A 22789-nucleotide genomic window follows, 5' to 3' on the forward strand; every position below is an offset into this window, starting at 1 on the left:
GCACATAACAATTATTAGTGGTTAGCAGGAGACACAATGAGTACGCAGCCTTTGACCCATGGAACGGTTCCCCAGCGCCTGGCGCATACCCGTGAACTGATGAGCCGCGAGGGCATTCACGCCCTGCTGGTGCCGTCGGCCGACCCGCACTTGTCCGAGTACTTGCCGGGTTACTGGCAGGGGCGGCAATGGCTGTCGGGGTTTCATGGCTCGGTGGGCACGCTGATTGTCACCGCGGATTTCGCCGGTGTGTGGGCGGACAGCCGTTACTGGGAACAGGCGACCAAGGAACTCAAGGGCAGCGGCATTGAGCTGGTGAAGTTGCAGCCCGGCCAACCCGGCCCGTTGGAATGGCTGGCCGAGCAAACCCCGGAAGGCGCGGTGGTGGCGGTGGACGGCGCGGTCATGGCCGTGGCTTCGGCGCGTACCTTGGGCGGCAAGCTGGCGGAGCGCGGCGCGCGTTTGCGTACGGATATCGACCTGCTCAATGAAGTCTGGCAAGACCGCCCGACCTTGCCGAACCAGCCGATCTATCAACACCTGCCACCCCAGGCCACCGTCAGCCGTGGCGAAAAACTCGCCGCCTTGCGCGCCAGCTTGAAAGAGAAGGGCGCCGACTGGCACTTCATCGCCACTCTGGATGACATCGCCTGGTTGTTTAACCTGCGTGGCGGTGACGTGTCGTTCAACCCGGTGTTTGTGTCGTTTGCCTTGATCAATCAGCAGCAAGCCACGTTGTTTATGGCGCTGAGCAAAGTCGATGCCGAGCTGCGTGCGGTGCTGGAGCAGGATGGCGTTACCCTGCGCGACTACAGCGAAGTGGCGAATGCGCTGCGTGCCGTGCCGTCCGGCGCGAGCCTGCAAGTCGACCCGGCGCGGGTGACCGCCGGCCTGCTGGAAAACCTCGATGCCGGCGTCAAGCTCATCGAAGGGCTGAACCCGACCACGCTGGCCAAATCGCGCAAGAGCCTGGCGGACGTCGAGCATATCCGCCAAGCCATGGAGCAGGACGGCGCGGCGCTGTGCGAATTCTTCGCCTGGCTGGACAGTGCGCTGGGGCGTGAACGCATCACCGAGTTGACCATCGATGAACACCTGACAGCCGCCCGTACCCGTCGCCCCGGTTATGTGTCGCTGAGTTTCAACACCATCGCCGCCTTTAACGCCAACGGCGCGATGCCGCATTACCACGCCACCGAGGAAGAACACGCGCTGATCGAAGGCGACGGTCTGCTGCTGATCGACTCGGGCGGCCAGTACCTGGGCGGCACCACGGACATCACGCGGATGGTGCCGATCGGTACGCCGAGTGAAGAGCAGAAGCGCGACTGCACACGCGTGCTCAAGGGTGTGATTGCCTTGTCGCGTGCGCATTTCCCGAAGGGCATTCTGTCGCCGCTGCTGGATTCGATTGCGCGCGCGCCGATCTGGGCCGAAGGCGTGGACTACGGCCACGGCACAGGTCACGGCGTAGGCTATTTCCTGAATGTGCATGAAGGCCCGCAGGTGATTGCCTATCAGGCTGCCACTGCACCGCAAACGGCGATGCAGCCAGGCATGATCACTTCGATTGAGCCGGGCACTTACCGCCCAGGCCGTTGGGGCGTGCGCATTGAAAACCTGGTGTTGAACCGTGAAGCGGGCAAGACCGAGTTTGGCGAATTCCTCAAGTTCGAAACCCTGACCTTGTGCCCGATCGACACCCGCTGCCTGGAGCCGTCGCTGCTGACGGCGGATGAGCGCGAGTGGTTCAACGCCTATCACGCCGAAGTGCGCGAGCGCCTCAGCCCGTTGCTCAGCGGGGCGGCGCTGGAATGGTTGCAGGTGCGCACAGCGGCTATTTAATCGGCTGCAGCTCGGGGGCCTGGGCCAGGGCGTCGGCCATATAGTCGACAAACGCCTTGACCCGGGCCGACTGGCGGCGGGCGGTTGGCGATCGATCTCTAGCTGAGGGCTTCGCGCACAAATTCCAGACGGTCCTGACCGAAGAACAGCTGGTCTCCTACAAACATACTGGGCGCACCGAACACGCCGCGCTGAACGGCCTGCTCGGTGTTGGCTTTGAGGGCGGCTTTCACGCTTTCGTCATTGGCCAGGGCCAGCACGTCCTCGGGGTTGAAACCGGCTTCGGTCAACACCGTGGCTACGACAGCGGGGTCGCCCAAGTGGCGGCCTTCGACCCAGAGGGCACGGAACAGGCAGTCGATGAAGGCTTGGAAGCGTTCGGGCTGGTGTAGTTGTATGCCGGTGACTGCGCGCATCAGCACCAGGGTGTTGATGGGGAAGTGCGGGTTGAACCTGAGCGTCACGTTGTAGCGCTGGGCGTAGCGCGCCAAGTCATTAAACATGTAGCGGCCCTTGGCGGGGACGGTGATCGGCGAGGCGTTGCCGGTGGCCTTGAACACACCGCCGAGCAGCATGGGTTGATACACCAGTTGCGTGCCGGTTTCGGCGCACAGGGCGGGGAGTTGGGTGTAGGCCAGGTAAGTGGCAGGGCTGCCGAGGTCGAAGAAGAATTCCAGGGTTTTACTCATGGTCGATGCTCGCTGCTTATTGTTGTTTTTTGGCTGGGGTTACCAGGGTTCATTCCAGGGGCGCAGGTCCAGTTCGAAGGTCCAGGCGTCGCGTGTCTGGCTGTGCAAGTACCAATAGTTGTCGGCGATGTGCTCGGGGTTGAGGATGCCGTCCTGGTCTTGCTGGGCGTATTTTTGCGGAAAGTTGTCGCGAATGAAGTCGGTGTCGATGGCGCCATCGACCACCACATGGTCGACGTGAATGTTCCTGGGGCCCAATTCTCGCGCCATGCTTTGCGCGAGTGCGCGGATGCCATGCTTGGCCCCGGCGAATGCCGCGAACCCCGCGCCCCCGCGCAAGCCTGCAGTCGCACCGGTGAAGAGGATGGTGCCGCGGTTGCGGGTGACCATGCGCTTGGCCACCTCGCGCGCATTCAGGAAACCGGAGAAACACGCCATCTCCCAAATCTTGAAGTACTTGCGTGCGGTTTCTTCGAGGATGCTGCACGGCACGTTGGCGCCGATGTTGAAGACGAACGCCTCGATGGGCCCCAGCTCGGTTTCGATCTGTTCGATCAGGGCGATGACGTCGTCTTCTTTGCGCGCATCGCAGGCAAAGCCATGGGCTTCGCCACCTGCTGACTGGATGCTGTCGACCAGGGGCTGCAACTTGTCGGCGCTGCGCCGGGTGACACAGGCCACGTAACCTTCGCGGGCGAAGCGTTTGGCAATGGCGCCGCCGGTGGCATCACCGGCCCCCACTACCAATACGATTTTCTTGTTGTGCGTCATGGGAACTCCGTTGCTCGATTGTCGAGCAGGAGTGTAGCCGCCCCGTCGCGAATGGCCGGGTCGATGTCAGGAATTCAAGAAGGGGGAGCAGTCGGACGTGGACTGCTCGGGCGGTCATTTACAGATGACGATCATACTGCGGCTGGTATAGCCGGCAGGGTTGAGGCCGAATGGGTAGTCGCCCGGCTCTTCGGAATTGTCACCGGATTTGGCGATAACCCGGTAGCCCTTGGCACCACATGAGTTGGTTGCGCTGGTGTAGCACTGGTCCCAGGAGGAGGACAGGCCGGAACAGTTGATATGCAGCCCTTTTTTGCCCCGTTTCACTTCTGTCTTGGTGGTCGCAGCACAGCCCGCAATGCCCACGACCAGTAACAGTATCAAAATTCGTTTCATTCCTATCCTTAATAGCCGCTGCGTAAAAAGGCTCGAAGCAGGCTCTACTCGCTCTCGATTGTAGCGTTCAGCTGTCCTTGTCGAAATTCTCCATGAATGACCTTCGTTTACGGCTTAAACATGGCCTAAATGAACGGTAAATACCAGACCTACCTTTAAAGATGATCAGTCCGCTGGCACCAACGGTTTGGATTCGTTGCGCATCGTCAGTGTGGCGCCTACGGAAGCCAGAATGATGCAGGTGATGGCCAGCCATTGCGCCAAGGACAGATGCTCCTGCAGGAAGAACAGGCCGGAGAGTGCGCCGAAAGCAGGTTCGATGCTCATCAGCGTGCCGAAGGTGCGGGCAGGAAGGCGGGTGAGCGCGACCATTTCCAAGGTGTAGGGCAAGGCTGTGGAGAGAATCGCAACACCAATGGCCACGGGGATCAACGCAGGCGTAAGCAGTGCGGTGCCGGCGTGGACGATGCCGATTGGTGCAACAAACAGTGCGGCGATCATCACGCCGAGGGCGGCAGTCTGGACGCCATTGTCATTGCCGGCCTTCTGTCCAAACAGAATATAGAGCGCCCAGCACACACCCGCGCCCAGGGCGTAGGCGGCACCCGTCAGGTCGATACCGCTGCTGGCTTCTCCCATCGGGATCAACAATAGAAGGCCGGCGATGGCGAGGCCGATCCAGAGAAAGTCAACCGCTCGGCGCGAAGCGTAGATGGCAACGGCGAGTGGGCCGGTAAATTCCAACGCTACTGCGATGCCCAGGGGCACTGTGCGCAAGGACATATAGAAGAGAAAGTTCATGCCGCCCAGTGCCATGCCATAGATGACGACTGTGCGCAGGGACTTGGCGGTCAGCTTGGCACGCCAGGGGCGTAAGAGAAGCAGCATGATCACACTGGCGAATATCAGGCGCAGGGTGGTTGTGCCCTGAGCGCCGACAATCGGGAACATGCTCTTGGCCAGCGACGCGCCGGACTGGATGGAAGCCATGGCTATTAACAGCAGGCCGACGGGAAACAATGCCGAGGCCAGGCTGCGGGGTGGGGTGGTCATTGAGGGTGTTCGTCCAAAGTCATAGTAGAGAAGCAGAAGGCATATGATGCTTAACAGTTTGCCTTTGAGCAATATATTGCTCACTTGGATCTGTTTGGCTCTCTATATAGAAGGGAATTGTAGGTTTTTCGCTTGTTTGATAGAAAAGCCAAATTAAGGGTTGACGGCAGAATCTGGAAGTCTATAATTCGCCCCACTTCCGGCGCAGTCGAAACGGAAAACTCCTTGGTAAACAAAGAGTTACGCAGAATTCGACAGTGAGTTGCTTCAGTTCATCGAAGCCCAGAAGGAGTTGGTAGAGCGGTGTTGTTTGGCTCTATTAACGTTTCGATCTTCTCGGTCGAAAGCGGAGAAAAAGAGGTGTTGACAGCAGCGTGTAACGCTGTAGAATTCGCCTCCCGCTAACGAGAGATCGGAAGCGCAAGTGGTTGAAGTTGTTGAAGAAATCTTCGAAAACTTCTGAAAATAATCACTTGACAGCAAATGAGGCTGCTGTAGAATGCGCGCCTCGGTTGAGACGAAAGATCTTAACCAACCGCTCTTTAACAACTGAATCAAGCAATTCGTGTGGGTGCTTGTGGAGTCAGACTGATAGTCAACAAGATTATCAGCATCACAAGTTACTCCGCGAGAAATCAAAGATGTAACCAACGATTGCTGAGCCAAGTTTAGGGTTTCTTAAAAACCCAAAGATGTTTGAACTGAAGAGTTTGATCATGGCTCAGATTGAACGCTGGCGGCAGGCCTAACACATGCAAGTCGAGCGGTAGAGAGAAGCTTGCTTCTCTTGAGAGCGGCGGACGGGTGAGTAATGCCTAGGAATCTGCCTGGTAGTGGGGGATAACGTTCGGAAACGGACGCTAATACCGCATACGTCCTACGGGAGAAAGCAGGGGACCTTCGGGCCTTGCGCTATCAGATGAGCCTAGGTCGGATTAGCTAGTTGGTGAGGTAATGGCTCACCAAGGCGACGATCCGTAACTGGTCTGAGAGGATGATCAGTCACACTGGAACTGAGACACGGTCCAGACTCCTACGGGAGGCAGCAGTGGGGAATATTGGACAATGGGCGAAAGCCTGATCCAGCCATGCCGCGTGTGTGAAGAAGGTCTTCGGATTGTAAAGCACTTTAAGTTGGGAGGAAGGGCAGTTACCTAATACGTAATTGTTTTGACGTTACCGACAGAATAAGCACCGGCTAACTCTGTGCCAGCAGCCGCGGTAATACAGAGGGTGCAAGCGTTAATCGGAATTACTGGGCGTAAAGCGCGCGTAGGTGGTTTGTTAAGTTGGATGTGAAATCCCCGGGCTCAACCTGGGAACTGCATTCAAAACTGACTGACTAGAGTATGGTAGAGGGTGGTGGAATTTCCTGTGTAGCGGTGAAATGCGTAGATATAGGAAGGAACACCAGTGGCGAAGGCGACCACCTGGACTAATACTGACACTGAGGTGCGAAAGCGTGGGGAGCAAACAGGATTAGATACCCTGGTAGTCCACGCCGTAAACGATGTCAACTAGCCGTTGGAAGCCTTGAGCTTTTAGTGGCGCAGCTAACGCATTAAGTTGACCGCCTGGGGAGTACGGCCGCAAGGTTAAAACTCAAATGAATTGACGGGGGCCCGCACAAGCGGTGGAGCATGTGGTTTAATTCGAAGCAACGCGAAGAACCTTACCAGGCCTTGACATCCAATGAACTTTCTAGAGATAGATTGGTGCCTTCGGGAGCATTGAGACAGGTGCTGCATGGCTGTCGTCAGCTCGTGTCGTGAGATGTTGGGTTAAGTCCCGTAACGAGCGCAACCCTTGTCCTTAGTTACCAGCACGTAATGGTGGGCACTCTAAGGAGACTGCCGGTGACAAACCGGAGGAAGGTGGGGATGACGTCAAGTCATCATGGCCCTTACGGCCTGGGCTACACACGTGCTACAATGGTCGGTACAGAGGGTTGCCAAGCCGCGAGGTGGAGCTAATCCCATAAAACCGATCGTAGTCCGGATCGCAGTCTGCAACTCGACTGCGTGAAGTCGGAATCGCTAGTAATCGCGAATCAGAATGTCGCGGTGAATACGTTCCCGGGCCTTGTACACACCGCCCGTCACACCATGGGAGTGGGTTGCACCAGAAGTAGCTAGTCTAACCTTCGGGAGGACGGTTACCACGGTGTGATTCATGACTGGGGTGAAGTCGTAACAAGGTAGCCGTAGGGGAACCTGCGGCTGGATCACCTCCTTAATCGACGACATCAGCTGCTCCATAAGTTCCCACACGAATTGCTTGATTCATTGAAGAAGACGATAAGAAGCAGCCCGAAATTGGGTCTGTAGCTCAGTTGGTTAGAGCGCACCCCTGATAAGGGTGAGGTCGGCAGTTCGAATCTGCCCAGACCCACCAATTTTGTGTGGGAAACGCCTGTAGAAATACGGGGCCATAGCTCAGCTGGGAGAGCGCCTGCCTTGCACGCAGGAGGTCAACGGTTCGATCCCGTTTGGCTCCACCACTACTGCTTCTGAAAGTTTTGAAAGCTTAGAAATGAGCATTCCATCAGGTTGATGGTGAATGTTGATTTCTAGTCTTTGATTAGATCGTTCTTTAAAAATTTGGGTATGTGATAGAAAGATAGACTGAACGTTGCTTTCACTGGTAACGGATCAGGCTAAGGTAAAATTTGTGAGTTCTCTTAACTGAGAAATTCGAATTTTCGGCGAATGTTGTCTTCACAGTATAACCAGATTGCTTGGGGTTATATGGTCAAGTGAAGAAGCGCATACGGTGGATGCCTTGGCAGTCAGAGGCGATGAAAGACGTGGTAGCCTGCGAAAAGCTTCGGGGAGTCGGCAAACAGACTTTGATCCGGAGATGTCTGAATGGGGGAACCCAGCCATCATAAGATGGTTACCTTACACTGAATACATAGGTGTAAGGGGCGAACCAGGGGAACTGAAACATCTAAGTACCCTGAGGAAAAGAAATCAACCGAGATTCCCTTAGTAGTGGCGAGCGAACGGGGACTAGCCCTTAAGTGGCTTTGAGATTAGCGGAACGCTCTGGAAAGTGCGGCCATAGTGGGTGATAGCCCTGTACGCGAAAATCTCTTAGTCATGAAATCGAGTAGGACGGAGCACGAGAAACTTTGTCTGAATATGGGGGGACCATCCTCCAAGGCTAAATACTACTGACTGACCGATAGTGAACTAGTACCGTGAGGGAAAGGCGAAAAGAACCCCGGAGAGGGGAGTGAAATAGATCCTGAAACCGTATGCGTACAAGCAGTGGGAGCAGACTTTGTTCTGTGACTGCGTACCTTTTGTATAATGGGTCAGCGACTTATTTTCAGTGGCGAGCTTAACCGAATAGGGGAGGCGTAGCGAAAGCGAGTCTTAATAGGGCGTCTAGTCGCTGGGAATAGACCCGAAACCGGGCGATCTATCCATGGGCAGGTTGAAGGTTGGGTAACACTAACTGGAGGACCGAACCGACTACCGTTGAAAAGTTAGCGGATGACCTGTGGATCGGAGTGAAAGGCTAATCAAGCTCGGAGATAGCTGGTTCTCCTCGAAAGCTATTTAGGTAGCGCCTCATGTATCACTGTAGGGGGTAGAGCACTGTTTCGGCTAGGGGGTCATCCCGACTTACCAAACCGATGCAAACTCCGAATACCTACAAGTGCCGAGCATGGGAGACACACGGCGGGTGCTAACGTCCGTCGTGAAAAGGGAAACAACCCAGACCGTCAGCTAAGGTCCCAAAGTTATGGTTAAGTGGGAAACGATGTGGGAAGGCTTAGACAGCTAGGAGGTTGGCTTAGAAGCAGCCACCCTTTAAAGAAAGCGTAATAGCTCACTAGTCGAGTCGGCCTGCGCGGAAGATGTAACGGGGCTCAAACCATACACCGAAGCTACGGGTATCACGTAAGTGATGCGGTAGAGGAGCGTTCTGTAAGCCTGTGAAGGTGAGTTGAGAAGCTTGCTGGAGGTATCAGAAGTGCGAATGCTGACATGAGTAACGACAATGGGTGTGAAAAACACCCACGCCGAAAGACCAAGGTTTCCTGCGCAACGTTAATCGACGCAGGGTTAGTCGGTCCCTAAGGCGAGGCTGAAAAGCGTAGTCGATGGAAAACAGGTTAATATTCCTGTACTTCTGGTTATTGCGATGGAGGGACGGAGAAGGCTAGGCCAGCTTGGCGTTGGTTGTCCAAGTTTAAGGTGGTAGGCTGGAATCTTAGGTAAATCCGGGATTCTAAGGCCGAGAGCTGATGACGAGTTAACTTTTAGTTAACGAAGTGGTTGATGCCATGCTTCCAAGAAAAGCTTCTAAGCTTCAGGTAACCAGGAACCGTACCCCAAACCGACACAGGTGGTTGGGTAGAGAATACCAAGGCGCTTGAGAGAACTCGGGTGAAGGAACTAGGCAAAATGGCACCGTAACTTCGGGAGAAGGTGCGCCGGTGAGGGTGAAGGACTTGCTCCGTAAGCTCATGCCGGTCGAAGATACCAGGCCGCTGCGACTGTTTATTAAAAACACAGCACTCTGCAAACACGAAAGTGGACGTATAGGGTGTGACGCCTGCCCGGTGCCGGAAGGTTAATTGATGGGGTTAGCTAACGCGAAGCTCTTGATCGAAGCCCCGGTAAACGGCGGCCGTAACTATAACGGTCCTAAGGTAGCGAAATTCCTTGTCGGGTAAGTTCCGACCTGCACGAATGGCGTAACGATGGCGGCGCTGTCTCCACCCGAGACTCAGTGAAATTGAAATCGCTGTGAAGATGCAGTGTATCCGCGGCTAGACGGAAAGACCCCGTGAACCTTTACTATAGCTTTGCACTGGACTTTGAATTTGCTTGTGTAGGATAGGTGGGAGGCTTTGAAGCGTGGACGCCAGTCTGCGTGGAGCCAACCTTGAAATACCACCCTGGCAACTTTGAGGTTCTAACTCAGGTCCGTTATCCGGATCGAGGACAGTGTATGGTGGGTAGTTTGACTGGGGCGGTCTCCTCCTAAAGAGTAACGGAGGAGTACGAAGGTGCGCTCAGACCGGTCGGAAATCGGTCGTAGAGTATAAAGGCAAAAGCGCGCTTGACTGCGAGACAGACACGTCGAGCAGGTACGAAAGTAGGTCTTAGTGATCCGGTGGTTCTGTATGGAAGGGCCATCGCTCAACGGATAAAAGGTACTCCGGGGATAACAGGCTGATACCGCCCAAGAGTTCATATCGACGGCGGTGTTTGGCACCTCGATGTCGGCTCATCACATCCTGGGGCTGAAGCCGGTCCCAAGGGTATGGCTGTTCGCCATTTAAAGTGGTACGCGAGCTGGGTTTAGAACGTCGTGAGACAGTTCGGTCCCTATCTGCCGTGGACGTTTGAGATTTGAGAGGGGCTGCTCCTAGTACGAGAGGACCGGAGTGGACGAACCTCTGGTGTTCCGGTTGTCACGCCAGTGGCATTGCCGGGTAGCTATGTTCGGAATAGATAACCGCTGAAAGCATCTAAGCGGGAAACTAGCCTCAAGATGAGATCTCACTGGAACCTTGAGTTCCCTGAAGGGCCGTCGAAGACTACGACGTTGATAGGTTGGGTGTGTAAGCGCTGTGAGGCGTTGAGCTAACCAATACTAATTGCCCGTGAGGCTTGACCATATAACACCCAAGCAATTTGAGTCGAAAGGCCAGATTGCGGTGTGTGAAGACGAAATGAACCGAAAGTTCGACGTTCACAAAACACCGAAAGCTATCACATACCCAATTTGCTGAAGCGAGACCACTTGGTCACGACTCAGTACCCGAATTTCTTGACGACCATAGAGCATTGGAACCACCTGATCCCATCCCGAACTCAGCAGTGAAACGATGCATCGCCGATGGTAGTGTGGGGTTTCCCCATGTGAGAGTAGGTCATCGTCAAGATTAAATTCCAGAACCCCTGTTTGCTAACGCAAACAGGGGTTTTGTTTTGGGCGGTCGAAAAGCCAGTGGAAGCACTGACCATCGCCAACACGCCTTACGCTCTCCAGGCTTACACTCTGACTTTAAATCTACGCAGAGCCCACGCACTCGCCACCCGCATCGATGCCGGTCGCGTACTGATCAACACACTGGCCCACGAACCGCGCGCGCCCTTTGGCGGCTTTAAACACTCAGGCATAGGCCGCGAGTACGGCACGTTCGGTTTCGAGGCCTTATTGGAGCCAAAATCAGTTCTCGTCTGACAAAACAGCATGCCGTTGGGGAAATCGATGCAAAGTGTTTCTGCATTTTTGGTATGGTGCAGCACATTTTCACAAGGATTGATCTTTCATCCGCAGGACGCGGCGTCCACCTTCTTCAACGAGATGCTGTAGAAATGCCTGAACCGATACCGATCAAGGACCACGAAAAAGAAAACCGCCTGGTCAACAAGCGCCTGCTCGCCTGTGCGCTGTTGGTCATCGGCATCACCTGCGCCCTGGTGGGCCGCATGTATTTCCTGCAAGTGGTGCAGTACGACTACCACTCCACGATTTCTGAAAACAATCGCGTCCACGTACTGCCTATTACGCCGACGCGCGGGCTGATCTATGACCGCAACGGCGTGGTGCTGGCCGACAACCGCCCCAGCTACAACCTGACCATCACCCGCGAACGCACCACCGACCTCAAGGGTGAACTGGACGCCATCGTCAGCCTGTTGCACCTGCCCCCCGAAGACCGCGCTGTGTTTGACAAGGCGCTGAAGCAGGCGCGTCATCCTTTCGTGCCTGTGACGTTGTTCTACGAGCTGACCGAAGAACAGATCGCCGTACTGGCGGTTAACGAGTTCCGTCTGCCCGGTGTGGACGTCGAGCCGCAATTCGTCCGGCATTACCCGCTGGGCGCGCACTTCGCCCACTCGATTGGTTATGTCGGTCGCATCAACGAAAAAGAATCCAAAGCCCTCGACTCCGTGGAGTACCGCGGTACGCAGTCCATCGGCAAGACCGGCATCGAGCGTTTCTACGAGTCCGAGCTGCACGGCCACGTGGGCTATGAAGAGGTCGAGACCAATGCCCAGGGGCGCGTATTGCGCGTGCTCAAGCACACCGACCCGATCCCCGGCAAAAACATCGTCCTGAGCCTCGACGTTAAACTGCAGGAAGCGGCGGAAGAAGCCTTGGGCGACCGGCGTGGTTCGGTGGTCGCCCTCGACCCGCAAACCGGCGAAGTTCTGGCGATGGTCAGCAAGCCCAGCTTTGACCCGAATCTGTTCGTCACCGGCATCAGCTTCAAGGAATACGCGGCGCTGCACGATTCCATCGATCGTCCGCTGTTCAACCGCGTGCTGCGTGGGCTCTATGCGCCCGGTTCGACCATCAAGCCGGAAGTCGCCATCGCCGGTCTGGACAGTGGCGTGGTCACCGCGCAAACCCGCGTGTTCGATCCCGGCTACTACCAATTGCCCGATTTTGACCACAAATACCGTAACTGGAACCACAGCGGCGACGGCTGGGTGGACATGGACGCCGCGATCATGCGTTCCAACGACACCTATTTCTATGACCTGGCCCACAAGCTGGGCATCGACAGGCTGCACGACTACCTGGCCGAGTTCGGCCTCGGCCAGAAGGTCTCCCTCGACATGTTCGAAGAGTCAGCCGGGCTGATGCCTTCCCAGGCCTGGAAGCGCGCGACACGGCGCCAGCCGTGGTTCCCGGGCGAAACCGTGATCCTCGGCATCGGCCAGGGCTACATGCAAGTCACGCCGTTGCAACTGGCCCAGGCCACTGCGTTGATTGCCAACAAGGGCGTGTGGAACCGGCCGCACCTGGCCAAGACCATCAACGGCGTGCCACCAGTGGATGAAAACCCAATGCCCAACGTAGTCCTCAAAGACCCGCGTGACTGGGAGCAGGTTAACCACGGCATGCAGTTGGTGATGCATGACCCGCGCGGCATCGCCCGGGCAGCGGCGCTTGGCGCGCAATACCGCATCGCCGGCAAAAGTGGTACGGCGCAAGTTGTTGCGATCAAGCAGGGTGAGCGTTACAACCGTAACAAGACCCTGGAACGCCATCGCGACAACGCCTTGTTTGTCGGCTTCGCGCCGGCGGAACACCCGAAAATCGTGATCTCGGTGATGATCGAAAACGGCGAGGCCGGTGGCCGTGTGGCAGGCCCCGTGGTGCGGCAAATCATGGACGCCTGGCTACTCGACCAGGAAGGCCACCTGAAGCCGCAATACGCGACGCCGGCCAAAGCTCCCGGTGACCCGCACGTCTAAATCAGGCCTTCCACTCGTTCCACTGCTCAACGCCCTCATAGGCAAGCCAGGGCACATCGTGGGACGTCCAGATGTGCGCGGTGGGCCGTACGCCCGGATCATCATCCAGCGTCGCCACCCGCACAATCACATGGGGTTGATGCCTACGCTCCGCCATCAGGTGTGAGCCGCAGTGCGAGCAGAAATGCCGGAGCTTGCCCGGTGACGATTCAAACGAGGACAGCAGCGCCTCGCCCTGGGTCCAGCGGAAATGCTCGCGCATCACCCCGGCCGTGGCCACAAACGCGGCGGCATGCACCTTGCGGCAGCTGTCGCAGTGGCAATGGCTGATGGGCATGTCCAGGTTGTCCACTTGGTAGCGCACGGCTTTGCAGAAGCAACTTCCATTCAACGGGTCAGTCATACACGTATTGCCTGATCAAGGAGGGGCTCATCATCGCGCACAACCCAAGGTTGCGCATCGGTCGATGTCGCCTACTGTCAATGGAGGAGGTGACTTATGCACGTATTAGATCGCATCGAACGAAAAGTCCTGCTCAACGCTTCACGTAAACAGGTGTGGGAAGCACTCACTGACGCCGAGCAGTTCGGCAGCTGGTTTGGCATCGCCCTCAAGGGCAAACACTTTGCCGCCGGGGAAACCATCAAGGCTCCGATTACTTATCCTGGCTACGAACACGTGGTGTGGAACGCCAAGATCGAACGCATCCTGCCGCAAACGCTGTTCTCGTTCCGGTGGCACCCTTACGCGGTTGAAGAGGGCGTCGACTACGACAGCGAAACACCGACCCTGGTGGAATTCACCATTGAAGACCGTGCGCCGGGCATTCTGCTGCGGGTAGTTGAATCCGGCTTTGACGCGGTGCCCGAAGGCCGACGCCAGAAAGCCTTCAAGATGAACTCCCGCGGTTGGGATGAACAAATGAGCAATATCGAAACCTATCTGGGCCAGGCCCGTCGCGCCTGAGCCGAACGGGCATCTTGCTGATGCCCGCCCTTATTGTTGTCAGCCTTCGTGAGTCAGCGGTGCGCAAATCCGCTGACCCACCGCTTAGTCATGTGTTTAGAAATCCACCGTCGCCGAGAGCTTGGCCACGCGCGGGTCGCCTTGGGTCAGATAGCCGCCCAACGCCGATTCCCAGTACTTGGTATTGGCGACGTTCTCCACCGTCGCGCCCAAGGTCACCTCGCGCTGGGCGACCTTGAAGTTGTAGCGTGCGCCCACATCGAAGCGGTTCCAGGTCGGCAGGCTGAGGTTGTTGGCCGGGTCGGCGTACTGGCCGCCAGTGCGCAGCATGCGCCCGTTGACGGTCACGCCTTGCAGGCCCGGTACATCCCAGTCCACGCCGGCGTTAAGCTGAACGTCGGCACGCCCACGGCGCGGTTGCCGTCGTTGGCGCCGTTCTGGGTGCCGTTGACTTCGGTGTGAATAATCGTCGCGCCGCCCAACAGGCGCAGGCCGGCAATCGGCTCACCGAATACGTTCAGCTCCACGCCTTTGTTGATTTGCTCACCCTGGAATACGAAGGTCGCACTTTGATCGGCGTTCAGTTGGGAGAAGCCCTGAGTCGGTTGCTCGATTCGGTACACGCCCAAGGTTGCCCCGTAGCTGCCCATATCCAGTTTCACCCCGGCCTCGGTCTGTTTCGAGCGCGCCGGTGCGAAGGTCTGGTTGGCGTTGGTGACCTTGGAGCCGCCGGCGATATAGGCGGTCCAGTTGTCGTTGAGGTCGTACTCGCCACGCAGCATGCCGAAGGTGTCTTCAAGGCTGGTGGTGCCCCAGCTCGGCGCGTAGTTGGTATCGGCCGACGGCGCGCTCGGAAGATGGGTCAACCCGTTTCCGAGCAATACCGTATTGCGCCCGCCGTTGACCTGCTGCTTCTGATACACAAAGTCGCCCGACACGCGCAGCGCATCGCCGCGGTAATCCAGGCCGATGGAGAACAGCTTGGAACGCTGGTTTTCATCATCGATGCCGGTATCGCCTTCGCGCTGGGACAGGTTCACCCGCGCGCCAAAGCGGTTGTTCTCACCAAAACGTTGGCCGATGTCGAGGTGTTCGCCCACGCGACCATCGTTGCTGATGTCCGTGCTGAACCGGCGCAGCGGCACATCATCGGCGCGCTTGGGTTGCAGGTTCACACCGCCGCCAATCCCTGAACCGCCCGGCGTTACCCCGTTGATAAAGGCGTTGGGGCCCTTGAACACTTCAACCCGCTCCAGCGCGTCGGTGGACATGATCTGGCGCGGCAGGATGCCGTACAGGCCGTTGAACGAAATATCGTCGCCATTGAGTGGCAGGCCGCGAATCACAAAGGCCAGGACCTGGTTCGCATAGCCCGATGCCTGGCGCACGGACGAGTCATTGAGCAGCACATCGCCGACGTTTTCCGCCTGCTGGTCGCGAATCAATTTCTCGGTGTAGGAGGACATGCTGAACGGCACGTCCATGATGTCCTGGTTGCCCAGCACACCCAGTTGCCCGCCGCGTGCCACTTGACCGCCGGCGTACACCGGAGGCAGGGCGTTCGGCGCGGGAGCGTCGGCATTGATGTTGGTGGCACCCAATTCCAGTGTATTGCCGTCCTGACGGTTATTCGCATCCTGCGGGGTGACTGGGGTTTCAGCATGAGCAGCAAGGCTCACGGAGCAGCAAAGGGCGAGCAGGGTAGGGCGAAACGGCATTAATATTCTGCAACAAATTTGTGAGATTGCGGTCTGCGTGCGCGTTAACGCGCCGCGTTACGCGGATGCCGAGTAGAATCACGCCCTGAAAGCGATTCCTGAGGTGTGGCACGGTGGATTTACAGCAGGGTTTTGTCCTAACCCGGCATTGGCGCGACACGGCAGCGGGCACGGAGGTCAGTTTCTGGCTGGCGACCGACCAAGGCCCCCGGTGCGTGCGCCTACCCGTACAAACTTCGGTGATGTTTATCCCTGAGGCTTACCGCAAGCCGCTGGGCTGGCTGCTCAACGGCGAGCGCGATGTCGAACTGCGCCCGCTGCAACTGTGCGATTTCCATCACCGCCCGGTGCTGGGCCTCTACACCCGACAGCATCGTCAATTGATGGAGCTGGAAAAGCGCCTGCGCGCCGCCGGTGTCGATGTCTATGAAGGCGACGTGCGCCCGCCCGAGCGCTACATGATGGAGCGCTTCATCACTGCCCCGGTGTGGTTCGGCGGCACACCTGACGCCAGCGGCACCTTGATCGACGCGCAGATGAAACCCGCGCCCGACTACCGTCCGCCACTGAAACTGGTGTCCCTGGACATCGAGACCACCGCCCAAGGCGATCTCTACTCCATCGCCCTCGAAGGCTGCGGCGAGCGCCAGGTGTACATGCTTGGCCCGCCGAACAAAACCGACGCGGTGGACTTCAAGCTCGACTATTGCGACACCCGCGCGCAACTGCTCGAGCGCCTCAACCAGTGGCTGGCCACCCATGATCCCGATGCAATCATCGGTTGGAACGTGGTGCAGTTCGACCTGCGTGTGCTGCACGAACACGCCCAGCGCCTCAACGTGCCGCTGCTGCTTGGGCGTGGCGGCGAAGCCATGGCCTGGCGCGAACACGGCAGCCGCAATCACTACTTCGCAGCGGCGGCGGGGCGCCTGATTATCGACGGCATCGAAGCCCTGCGTTCGGCGACCTGGAGCTTTGAATCCTTCAGCCTGGAAAACGTCGCGCAAACCCTGCTTGGCGAAGGCAAGGACATCTCCACGCCGTACCAGCGCATGGACGAAATCAACCGCATGTTCGCCGAGGACAAGCCCGCCCTGGCGCGCTACAACCTCAAGGACTGCGAGCTGGTCACGCGGATTTTCGAGAAGACCGAGCTGCTCAAGTTCCTGCTCGAACGCGCCAGCGTCACCGGGCTGCCGGCCGATCGCAACGGCGGCTCCGTGGCGGCGTTCACCCACTTGTACATGCCGCTCATGCACCGCCAGGGCTTTGTCGCGCCGAATCTGGGCGACAAACCACCCCAGGCCAGCCCCGGTGGATTCGTCATGGACTCGCGCCCCGGCCTCTACGAATCGGTGCTGGTACTCGATTACAAAAGCCTTTACCCGTCGATCATCCGCAGCTTCCTGATCGACCCGGTGGGGCTGATCGAAGGCCTCAAACACCCCGAAGACAGCGAGTCGGTGGAAGGCTTTCGCGGCGCGCGTTTCTCCCGCACCCGGCACTGCCTGCCGTCGATCGTTACGCGCGTCTCCGAGGGCCGCGAAGCCGCCAAGCGCGACCACAACGCGCCGCTGTCCCAGGCCTTGAAAATCATCATGAACGCCTTTTACGGCGTGCTCGGCTCCAGCGGTTGCCGCTTCTTCGACACGCGGCTGGCGTCCTCGATCACGATGCGTGGGCACCAGATCATGCGCCAGACCCGCGAGCTGGTGGAGGCCAAGGGTTACGAGGTGATCTACGGCGACACCGACTCCACCTTCGTCTGGCTCGGCAGCGCGCATGCGGCCCAGGACGCCAGCCGCATCGGCCGGGAACTGGTGCAGCACGTCAACGATTGGTGGCGCGCGCATTTGCACAGCGAATACGGCCTGCAAAGCGCCCTGGAACTGCAATACGAAACCCACTTCAGCCGCTTCCTCATGCCAACCATTCGCGGCGCCGAAGAGGGCAGCAAAAAGCGCTACGCCGGCCTGGTCGTGCACGCCGATGGCCGCGAAGACATGATCTACAAAGGCCTGGAAACCGTGCGCAGCGACTGGTCGCCCCTGGCCCGGCAGTTCCAGCAGGAGCTTTACCAGCGTATCTTCCATCGCCAGCCTCATCAGGACTACGTGCGCGACTACGTGCGCCGCACCTTGAGCGGCGAACTCGACGACCTGCTGATCTACCGCAAGCGCCTGCGCCGCCAACTCGACGACTACGAACGCAACGTGCCGCCGCATGTGCGCGCCGCGCGCCTGGCGGATGAATACAACGACCGCCTGGGGCGCCCGCGCCAATACCAGCGCGGCGGCTGGATCAGCTACGTGATCAGCGTCAACGGCCCGGAACCGCTGGAAGTGCGCCAGGCGCCCATCGACTACGACCACTATGTGACGCGGCAACTGCAGCCGGTGGCGGACGCGATCCTGCCGTTCGTCAATGATGATTTCGCCACCCTGGTCGGCGGGCAAATGGGCCTGTTCTAAAACGCTTGCTTCGCGCTGATCACAGCCTGCACTCTTGGCCTCTGATGACCATCCGCAGACGGCGCAGCTTTCCATGACCCAGATCACCTTGACCGGCACTCACGTCGAACTTCAACCCTTGCAGCGCGAGCACGCGAGCGCCTTGCTCGACGCCGCCGCCGACGGCGAGCTGTGGAACCTAAAAGTCACCAACGTGCCCGGCCCGGACACTGTCGACAAGTACATCGACACCGCCTTGGCCGGGCGCGATGCAGGCAGCGTGATTCCGTTCACCATCGTGCGCAAAAGCACCGGCCAGGTGGTCGGCAGCACGCGGTTCTGGAAGGTCGACTGGGCCAATCGCAAACTGGAAATCGGCCACACCTGGTTGGCGCAGTCCACGCAAAAATCCGCAATCAACACCGAAGCCAAACTGTTGCTGCTGACCTACGCCTTCGAAGTCCTCGACTGCGTGCGCGTGCAATTCACCACCGACGAACTCAACGAAAAATCCCGCGCCGCGATCCTGCGCCTCGGTGCCGTGCAAGAAGGCATCGTGCGCCACGAACGCATCATGCCCGACGGGCGCAAGCGCAACTCGGTGCGCTTCAGCATCATCGATTCGGAATGGCCGCAGGTGAAGGCCAACTTGCAGGCCAAATTGCTGCGATAAGGAGGAAACGCCCATGTACACGCTCTACGGCATTGATGAATCCGGCTCCTGCATGATCGAAATCGCTTTGCAGCGTTGCGCGGAGCCATGGCGTCGCATCGACGCCAGCTCCTGGGCGGACGGCGAGGGCAGCGAGGCCTTGGCGCGTATCAACCCACTCAAACAGATTCCCACGCTGGTCACGCCCGACGGCCAAGTGCTGACTGAAAGCGCCGCGATCCTGATCCACCTGGGCCTGGAGTTTCCCGCCTCCGATCTACTCGCCGGCAACCGCGCGCAGATCCTGCGTGGGCTGGTGTACATCGCCGCCAATTGCTACTCGGCGATCGGCATCATCGACTACCCGCAACGCTGGCTGGGCCCCGCCGATGAAGCGCTGCAAACCCAACTCACCACCGGCACGCGGCGCTATCTGCACCATGCCTGGGTGGTGTTTGCCCAGCAGTTTGCCGAGCAGTTGTTTGCGCCCACGGGTGTGCCGAATGCACTGGGCATTATGGCCGCGGCGGTGTCGCGCTGGGATGAGGCGCGGGAGGTGTTGAACGACCTGTCGCCAGGCTTTGCCCAGGCGCTGGCGCAGGTGGACGCCGACCCCGTCGTGGCGCCTGTATTTGCTCGGCATTGGCCGGAGTGGGGCGCCGCGTAATTGTTTCCGCAATCTAAAGAAACAATCACCGTAGTGCCTGTCCAACCCCTTGCGTAGCAGACTTCCTGACCTACGCTTCTTAACGAGGTGTAGGAATCATCCTTGAAATTGACTGTCGCAGACATGAAACTCAAGAACCCTGCATGGAATTCAAAGGAGGTGCGCATGCTCATCCGGTCGCTGACCCTGGCTACCTTGATGGCTTTTACGGGGCCGCTGTTGGCCGCGGATGATATCAACCCACTCAAGCAGGACTTGAACAAGTCCCGCCCGCTGGTAGTGGTGGAACTTGATTCCGGCAACGAAACATTGGCGAACCTCAAGAAACAGCTGGACGAGCCTGCCAACAAGCAGTCCTTTGAAGAGCGCAATATGGTGTTCTACACCGTGAAGTTCGGCAGCATCGGTGCCGAAGGGGAGAAGTTCGCCAAGGACGCCAAAGACAACAAAAAGCTCACGCCACCTGAAACCAACGCGTTGATCCGCGCCCTCAAGCTGGGCGCCGGCAGCGGCACCAAAGTGATTCTGGTGGGCAAGGACGGCGAGAAGAAACTCGAGAAGACCGTGCCACCGGATACCCTCGACCTGAAGGAATTCTTCAGCGCCATCGACCAGATGCCCATGGCTGAAAAAGAACTCGCCGCGCCAGCGGAACCCGAGCCTGCCGCCGCTGCGCCAGCCAAGGGTGGTAAAGCTGCCAAGCCCGCCAAAGCTAACAGCAAAGCTGCCGCGCAACTCGATGATTAAACACACATGACCCCTTGTGGGAGCGGGCTTGCCCGCGATGACGGAGTGTCAGTCAAAACAACTTTGAATGACCCACCGCCATCGCGGGCAAGCCCGCTCCCACAGGGGTTTAGCGGTTTGCTGAAGGTTTAGCCACCTTACGCACCGGAAACGGAAAGTAGAAAAACCGCAAAAACGCCACCCGCTTGATCACTTCCCCGATCAACAACGGCACCACCACCGCGATCACCAGCCCCACACACGCCGCCAGGAAGGGATGCACGCCCAGACGCTCCATCAGGTCGACGCTCTTGTGCTGGATCTCGCCATGAAAAATCAACAGGATCAGGGTCGACTGGCCGATGTAGGTCATCACCCGGGTCAGCAACGTCGACACCATCAACACCTGTGCCAGCGCCCAGCAGGCGTAAACCCCGATCACCGCCAGCAGGCTGGTCCACAACCAGCTGTCATAACGACGTTGCGCCAGGTCCATGGTGTCCCAAGTGGGAATGAACACCACGGCAAATAGCACCACCGACACCAACAGCGTCAGCCACGAGCCGGCGTGCGTGCGCAGCCAATCGCGCAGCAGGTAGCCGACAATGAAGTAAGTGCTACTGATCAAGGTGATATCCAGGCTGAACGGCAGCCCCGGCAGCACCCAGTTGTGGCCGCCGAGTGTCACCGGCAATTGCCAGAACAACGGCAGCAGCCAAATCCCGAGCAGCAGTTGAGCCGCGATCAGCAGGCCGCTCATCCACAGCCACAGCTTCAGGCGCTGGATCAGCCGCAGCATCACCCAACTGAACAGAATCGACACCCAGAAGTGCGGCAGGAACCACATGGCCTGCCACGGAATAGTGTCCACCGAGGCATACAGCACGCCGCCAATATCCGGCAGCAGCGGTTGCCCACGCAACACGGCGCGCACGATCACATACACCAGCATGGTGAAGAAAAACGGTTTGAGCAGGCCGTCGGCCTTGCGTATCGCCATCTCCACAAACGGCTGTTCGGGCTTGAAGAACACCCCCGAGAGGAAAAAGAACAGCGGCAAGATGAATGAGGCGAGGATCGGGTAAAGCAGGTCCGGCGAGGTCGCGACGAACCAGCTGTGGGCGAACACGATCACCAGGATGCCAATGCCTTTGGCGATGTCCATTTGTATCCAACGATGTTTCATCTGACGGTTCCCGATCGATCGTTCATGCCTTGCGCCACGGCTTCAGCCACAGCCCCATGCCCAGCAACACCACGGCGCCTGCCAGGGTGCTCAAACCCAACTGCAGCCACACACCTTGAATCCGAAACAGCACCAGCGCCGCCAAGCCCATCACCACGGCACTAAGCAGCCATTGCCGCGCCCAGGGCAGGGCTGCGAGCAACTGTTGGCGCTGCATCAGCAGCAGCGCCGTACAGATCACGCCCGCCAGCGCCGCCAACGGAATACCCGCCAGGCCAAACACAAAGGGCAGGGCGCCCAACAACAGCACATTGACCAGGCTGCCGAGCAGTTCGCAACGCAGTGGCTGGCGCGTGTCGCCGGCCGCATAGGCATAGCGCGCGAGCAACGCATTCCAGGCGCCGAACACCAGCGGCACGGCAAACCAGGCCAGCAGCAAGGGCAGCGGCGAATCCGCCGATTGCTTGGGCAGCAGCAACGCCACCAGGCTCGGCGCCGCCGCCACCAGGCCGACACCGGCCGGCAAGGTCAGCACGCTGGCGGTTTCCAGGCCGCGCTTGAGCAGGGCCAGGCGCTCATCGCCCTGACGGCGGCTCATCATGCCCAGCAGCACTTGGTTGAGGCTCATCAGCGCAATCAGCGGCAGGTTCATCAGCTTGCGCGCGAGGTTGACCCAGGTCACTGCGCCTTCACCCAGCAGCGACGCCACCAACCGTTCGATCAACGCCAAGCCCTGGCTGGCGCCATTGCTCAACAGCAGCGGGCCGATGCGCTGGCCGAGTTCGCGCAGCGGCGTGAACGTCAACTGCCAGCGCCACGGCCGCCAGCCCTGACGCCAGATCGACGGCAGTAGCGCCAGCGGCATCAACAGGCTGCCGGCCAGACACGCCAGCGCAAGGGCGTGCGGCTGAGTCGCGGTGCCCGCCAGCGCGAGATACGTCACCGGCGGCAGGTTGAACAGCAGCGAACCCAACCCCGCCAGCACAAAACGCTCACTGGCCTGCAGCGGGATACTGAACAGCGCATGCAGCATCAAGCCCGGCACGCACCACGCGACAATCTGCAGGTTGCTGCTGGCGAGCGCTGTGGCGCTGGCCGCCAGGCCCGGCCCGAGCAACTGCACCAGCCACGGTGCCAACAGCGTCAGCAACAGGCTGGTGACCAGCGCGATCAGCAGCAGCGCCGGGAACAACACCGCCAGCCAGTCCAAACGCTCGCCGTCCTTGCGCGCCAGGTACAGCGGCAGCGCGGCGGCGCTCAACACGCCACCGGCCAACGACATACGCAACGCTTCGGGCAAAAACAGCGCGATCAGGAACGCATCACTGCGCTCACCCGCGCCCCAGGCCGCCACCAGCAACCACTCACGGGCAAACCCCAGGCACAGGCCCAGCAGGGTCGCGAGCGTCAGCCAGACGGCGGAGCCGAGCAT

General features: G+C 58.8%; 15 protein-coding genes, 2 tRNA genes, 3 rRNA genes and 1 pseudogene. 13 read left to right on the plus strand and 8 right to left on the minus strand.

Annotated elements, in window-relative coordinates; all coding sequences use genetic code 11:
* The first annotated feature begins 36 nt into the window (after positions 1-36).
* Positions 37-1845 (plus strand): aminopeptidase P family protein, encoded by a 1809-nt coding sequence (locus PspR76_RS11015; RefSeq protein WP_159955203.1) that lies wholly within the window; start codon positions 37-39, stop codon positions 1843-1845.
* Positions 1846-1943: 98 nt separating this feature from the next.
* On the opposite strand, the gene PspR76_RS11020 is transcribed toward PspR76_RS11015, so the two are convergent.
* The 4 genes from PspR76_RS11020 to rhtA all read right to left on the minus strand — a co-directional run bounded on the left by PspR76_RS11020 (position 1944) and on the right by rhtA (position 4754).
* Positions 1944-2534, minus strand: coding sequence for a 2-hydroxychromene-2-carboxylate isomerase (locus PspR76_RS11020; protein ID WP_159955204.1), 591 nt, complete (start codon positions 2532-2534; stop codon positions 1944-1946).
* Between the two features lie 39 nt (positions 2535-2573).
* Positions 2574-3305, minus strand: coding sequence for an SDR family oxidoreductase (locus PspR76_RS11025; RefSeq protein WP_159955205.1), 732 nt, complete (start codon positions 3303-3305; stop codon positions 2574-2576).
* A 114-nt stretch (positions 3306-3419) separates the two neighbouring features.
* A complete protein-coding gene (locus PspR76_RS11030) occupies positions 3420-3701 on the minus strand; it encodes a hypothetical protein (protein WP_094953514.1) in 282 nt (93 codons plus the stop codon).
* 165 nt (positions 3702-3866) lie between these two features.
* Positions 3867-4754 (minus strand): threonine/homoserine exporter RhtA, encoded by an 888-nt coding sequence (gene rhtA / locus PspR76_RS11035; RefSeq protein WP_159955206.1) that lies wholly within the window; start codon positions 4752-4754, stop codon positions 3867-3869.
* Positions 4755-5452: 698 nt separating this feature from the next.
* Between rhtA and PspR76_RS11045 the strand changes: the two genes are divergently transcribed.
* The 7 genes from PspR76_RS11045 to mrdA all read left to right on the plus strand — a co-directional run bounded on the left by PspR76_RS11045 (position 5453) and on the right by mrdA (position 12991).
* Positions 5453-6989, plus strand: a 16S ribosomal RNA gene (locus tag PspR76_RS11045).
* An 82-nt stretch (positions 6990-7071) separates the two neighbouring features.
* Positions 7072-7148 (plus strand) — tRNA-Ile (locus PspR76_RS11050).
* Between the two features lie 30 nt (positions 7149-7178).
* Positions 7179-7254, plus strand: a tRNA-Ala gene (locus PspR76_RS11055).
* Between the two features lie 249 nt (positions 7255-7503).
* Positions 7504-10395 (plus strand): 23S ribosomal RNA (locus PspR76_RS11060).
* Between the two features lie 151 nt (positions 10396-10546).
* Positions 10547-10662, plus strand: a 5S ribosomal RNA gene (gene rrf / locus PspR76_RS11065).
* Together the 16S, 23S and 5S rRNA genes with 2 tRNA genes alongside form the textbook arrangement of a ribosomal RNA operon.
* A 65-nt stretch (positions 10663-10727) precedes the next feature.
* A complete protein-coding gene (locus PspR76_RS11070) occupies positions 10728-10964 on the plus strand; it encodes an aldehyde dehydrogenase family protein (RefSeq protein ID WP_237235741.1) in 237 nt (78 codons plus the stop codon).
* Between the two features lie 134 nt (positions 10965-11098).
* Positions 11099-12991: a penicillin-binding protein 2 gene (gene mrdA, locus PspR76_RS11075; RefSeq protein WP_159955207.1), complete on the plus strand. Its 1893-nt coding sequence runs from the start codon at positions 11099-11101 to the stop codon at positions 12989-12991.
* 1 nt (position 12992) lies between these two features.
* Here mrdA and PspR76_RS11080 read toward each other — a convergent pair whose 3' ends face one another.
* Complete coding sequence (locus tag PspR76_RS11080) at positions 12993-13394, minus strand: GFA family protein (RefSeq protein WP_159955208.1); 402 nt, start codon at positions 13392-13394, stop codon at positions 12993-12995.
* A gap of 96 nt (positions 13395-13490) precedes the next feature.
* Between PspR76_RS11080 and PspR76_RS11085 the strand changes: the two genes are divergently transcribed.
* A complete protein-coding gene (locus tag PspR76_RS11085) occupies positions 13491-13958 on the plus strand; it encodes an SRPBCC family protein (protein ID WP_159955209.1) in 468 nt (155 codons plus the stop codon).
* Between the two features lie 96 nt (positions 13959-14054).
* On the opposite strand, the pseudogene PspR76_RS11090 reads toward PspR76_RS11085, so the two are convergent.
* Positions 14055-15676 (minus strand): annotated as a pseudogene (locus PspR76_RS11090) (TonB-dependent receptor).
* Between the two features lie 113 nt (positions 15677-15789).
* On the opposite strand from PspR76_RS11090, the gene PspR76_RS11095 reads away from it, so the two are divergent.
* The 4 genes from PspR76_RS11095 to PspR76_RS11110 all read left to right on the plus strand — a co-directional run bounded on the left by PspR76_RS11095 (position 15790) and on the right by PspR76_RS11110 (position 20192).
* Positions 15790-18147, plus strand: coding sequence for a DNA polymerase II (locus PspR76_RS11095; protein WP_159955210.1), 2358 nt, complete (start codon positions 15790-15792; stop codon positions 18145-18147).
* Positions 18148-18220: 73 nt separating this feature from the next.
* Positions 18221-18799, plus strand: a complete 579-nt coding sequence (locus tag PspR76_RS11100; RefSeq protein ID WP_159955211.1) for a GNAT family N-acetyltransferase — start codon at positions 18221-18223, stop codon at positions 18797-18799.
* A 13-nt stretch (positions 18800-18812) separates the two neighbouring features.
* Positions 18813-19445, plus strand: a complete 633-nt coding sequence (locus tag PspR76_RS11105; protein ID WP_159955212.1) for a glutathione S-transferase N-terminal domain-containing protein — start codon at positions 18813-18815, stop codon at positions 19443-19445.
* A 165-nt stretch (positions 19446-19610) separates the two neighbouring features.
* On the plus strand, positions 19611-20192 hold the full coding sequence (locus PspR76_RS11110) for a DUF4174 domain-containing protein (protein WP_159955213.1): 582 nt from the start codon (positions 19611-19613) through the stop codon (positions 20190-20192).
* 109 nt (positions 20193-20301) lie between these two features.
* Here PspR76_RS11110 and PspR76_RS11115 read toward each other — a convergent pair whose 3' ends face one another.
* Both PspR76_RS11115 and murJ read right to left on the minus strand, forming a co-directional pair.
* Positions 20302-21357, minus strand: coding sequence for an acyltransferase family protein (locus PspR76_RS11115; RefSeq protein ID WP_159955214.1), 1056 nt, complete (start codon positions 21355-21357; stop codon positions 20302-20304).
* Positions 21358-21379: 22 nt separating this feature from the next.
* Entirely contained in the window at positions 21380-22789 is a 1410-nt protein-coding gene (murJ, locus tag PspR76_RS11120; protein WP_159955215.1) for a murein biosynthesis integral membrane protein MurJ, read from the minus strand.

Source organism: Pseudomonas sp. R76 (assembly GCF_009834565.1).
Lineage (GTDB): Bacteria > Pseudomonadota > Gammaproteobacteria > Pseudomonadales > Pseudomonadaceae > Aquipseudomonas.

Bases quoted from the DNA above. Each gene is read 5' to 3' on its own strand.
- PspR76_RS11015 (WP_159955203.1), top strand. From the start codon at position 37: ATGAGTACGCAGCCTTTGACCCATGGAACGGTTCCCCAGCGCCTGGCG.
- PspR76_RS11020 (WP_159955204.1), bottom strand. From the start codon at position 2,534: ATGAGTAAAACCCTGGAATTCTTCTTCGACCTCGGCAGCCCTGCCACT.
- PspR76_RS11025 (WP_159955205.1), bottom strand. From the start codon at position 3,305: ATGACGCACAACAAGAAAATCGTATTGGTAGTGGGGGCCGGTGATGCC.
- PspR76_RS11030 (WP_094953514.1), bottom strand. From the start codon at position 3,701: ATGAAACGAATTTTGATACTGTTACTGGTCGTGGGCATTGCGGGCTGT.
- rhtA (WP_159955206.1), bottom strand. From the start codon at position 4,754: ATGACCACCCCACCCCGCAGCCTGGCCTCGGCATTGTTTCCCGTCGGC.
- mrdA (WP_159955207.1), top strand. From the start codon at position 11,099: ATGCCTGAACCGATACCGATCAAGGACCACGAAAAAGAAAACCGCCTG.
- PspR76_RS11080 (WP_159955208.1), bottom strand. From the start codon at position 13,394: ATGACTGACCCGTTGAATGGAAGTTGCTTCTGCAAAGCCGTGCGCTAC.
- PspR76_RS11085 (WP_159955209.1), top strand. From the start codon at position 13,491: ATGCACGTATTAGATCGCATCGAACGAAAAGTCCTGCTCAACGCTTCA.
- PspR76_RS11100 (WP_159955211.1), top strand. From the start codon at position 18,221: ATGACCCAGATCACCTTGACCGGCACTCACGTCGAACTTCAACCCTTG.
- PspR76_RS11105 (WP_159955212.1), top strand. From the start codon at position 18,813: ATGTACACGCTCTACGGCATTGATGAATCCGGCTCCTGCATGATCGAA.
- PspR76_RS11110 (WP_159955213.1), top strand. From the start codon at position 19,611: ATGCTCATCCGGTCGCTGACCCTGGCTACCTTGATGGCTTTTACGGGG.
- PspR76_RS11115 (WP_159955214.1), bottom strand. From the start codon at position 21,357: ATGAAACATCGTTGGATACAAATGGACATCGCCAAAGGCATTGGCATC.
- murJ (WP_159955215.1), bottom strand. From the start codon at position 22,789: ATGCTCGGCTCCGCCGTCTGGCTGACGCTCGCGACCCTGCTGGGCCTG.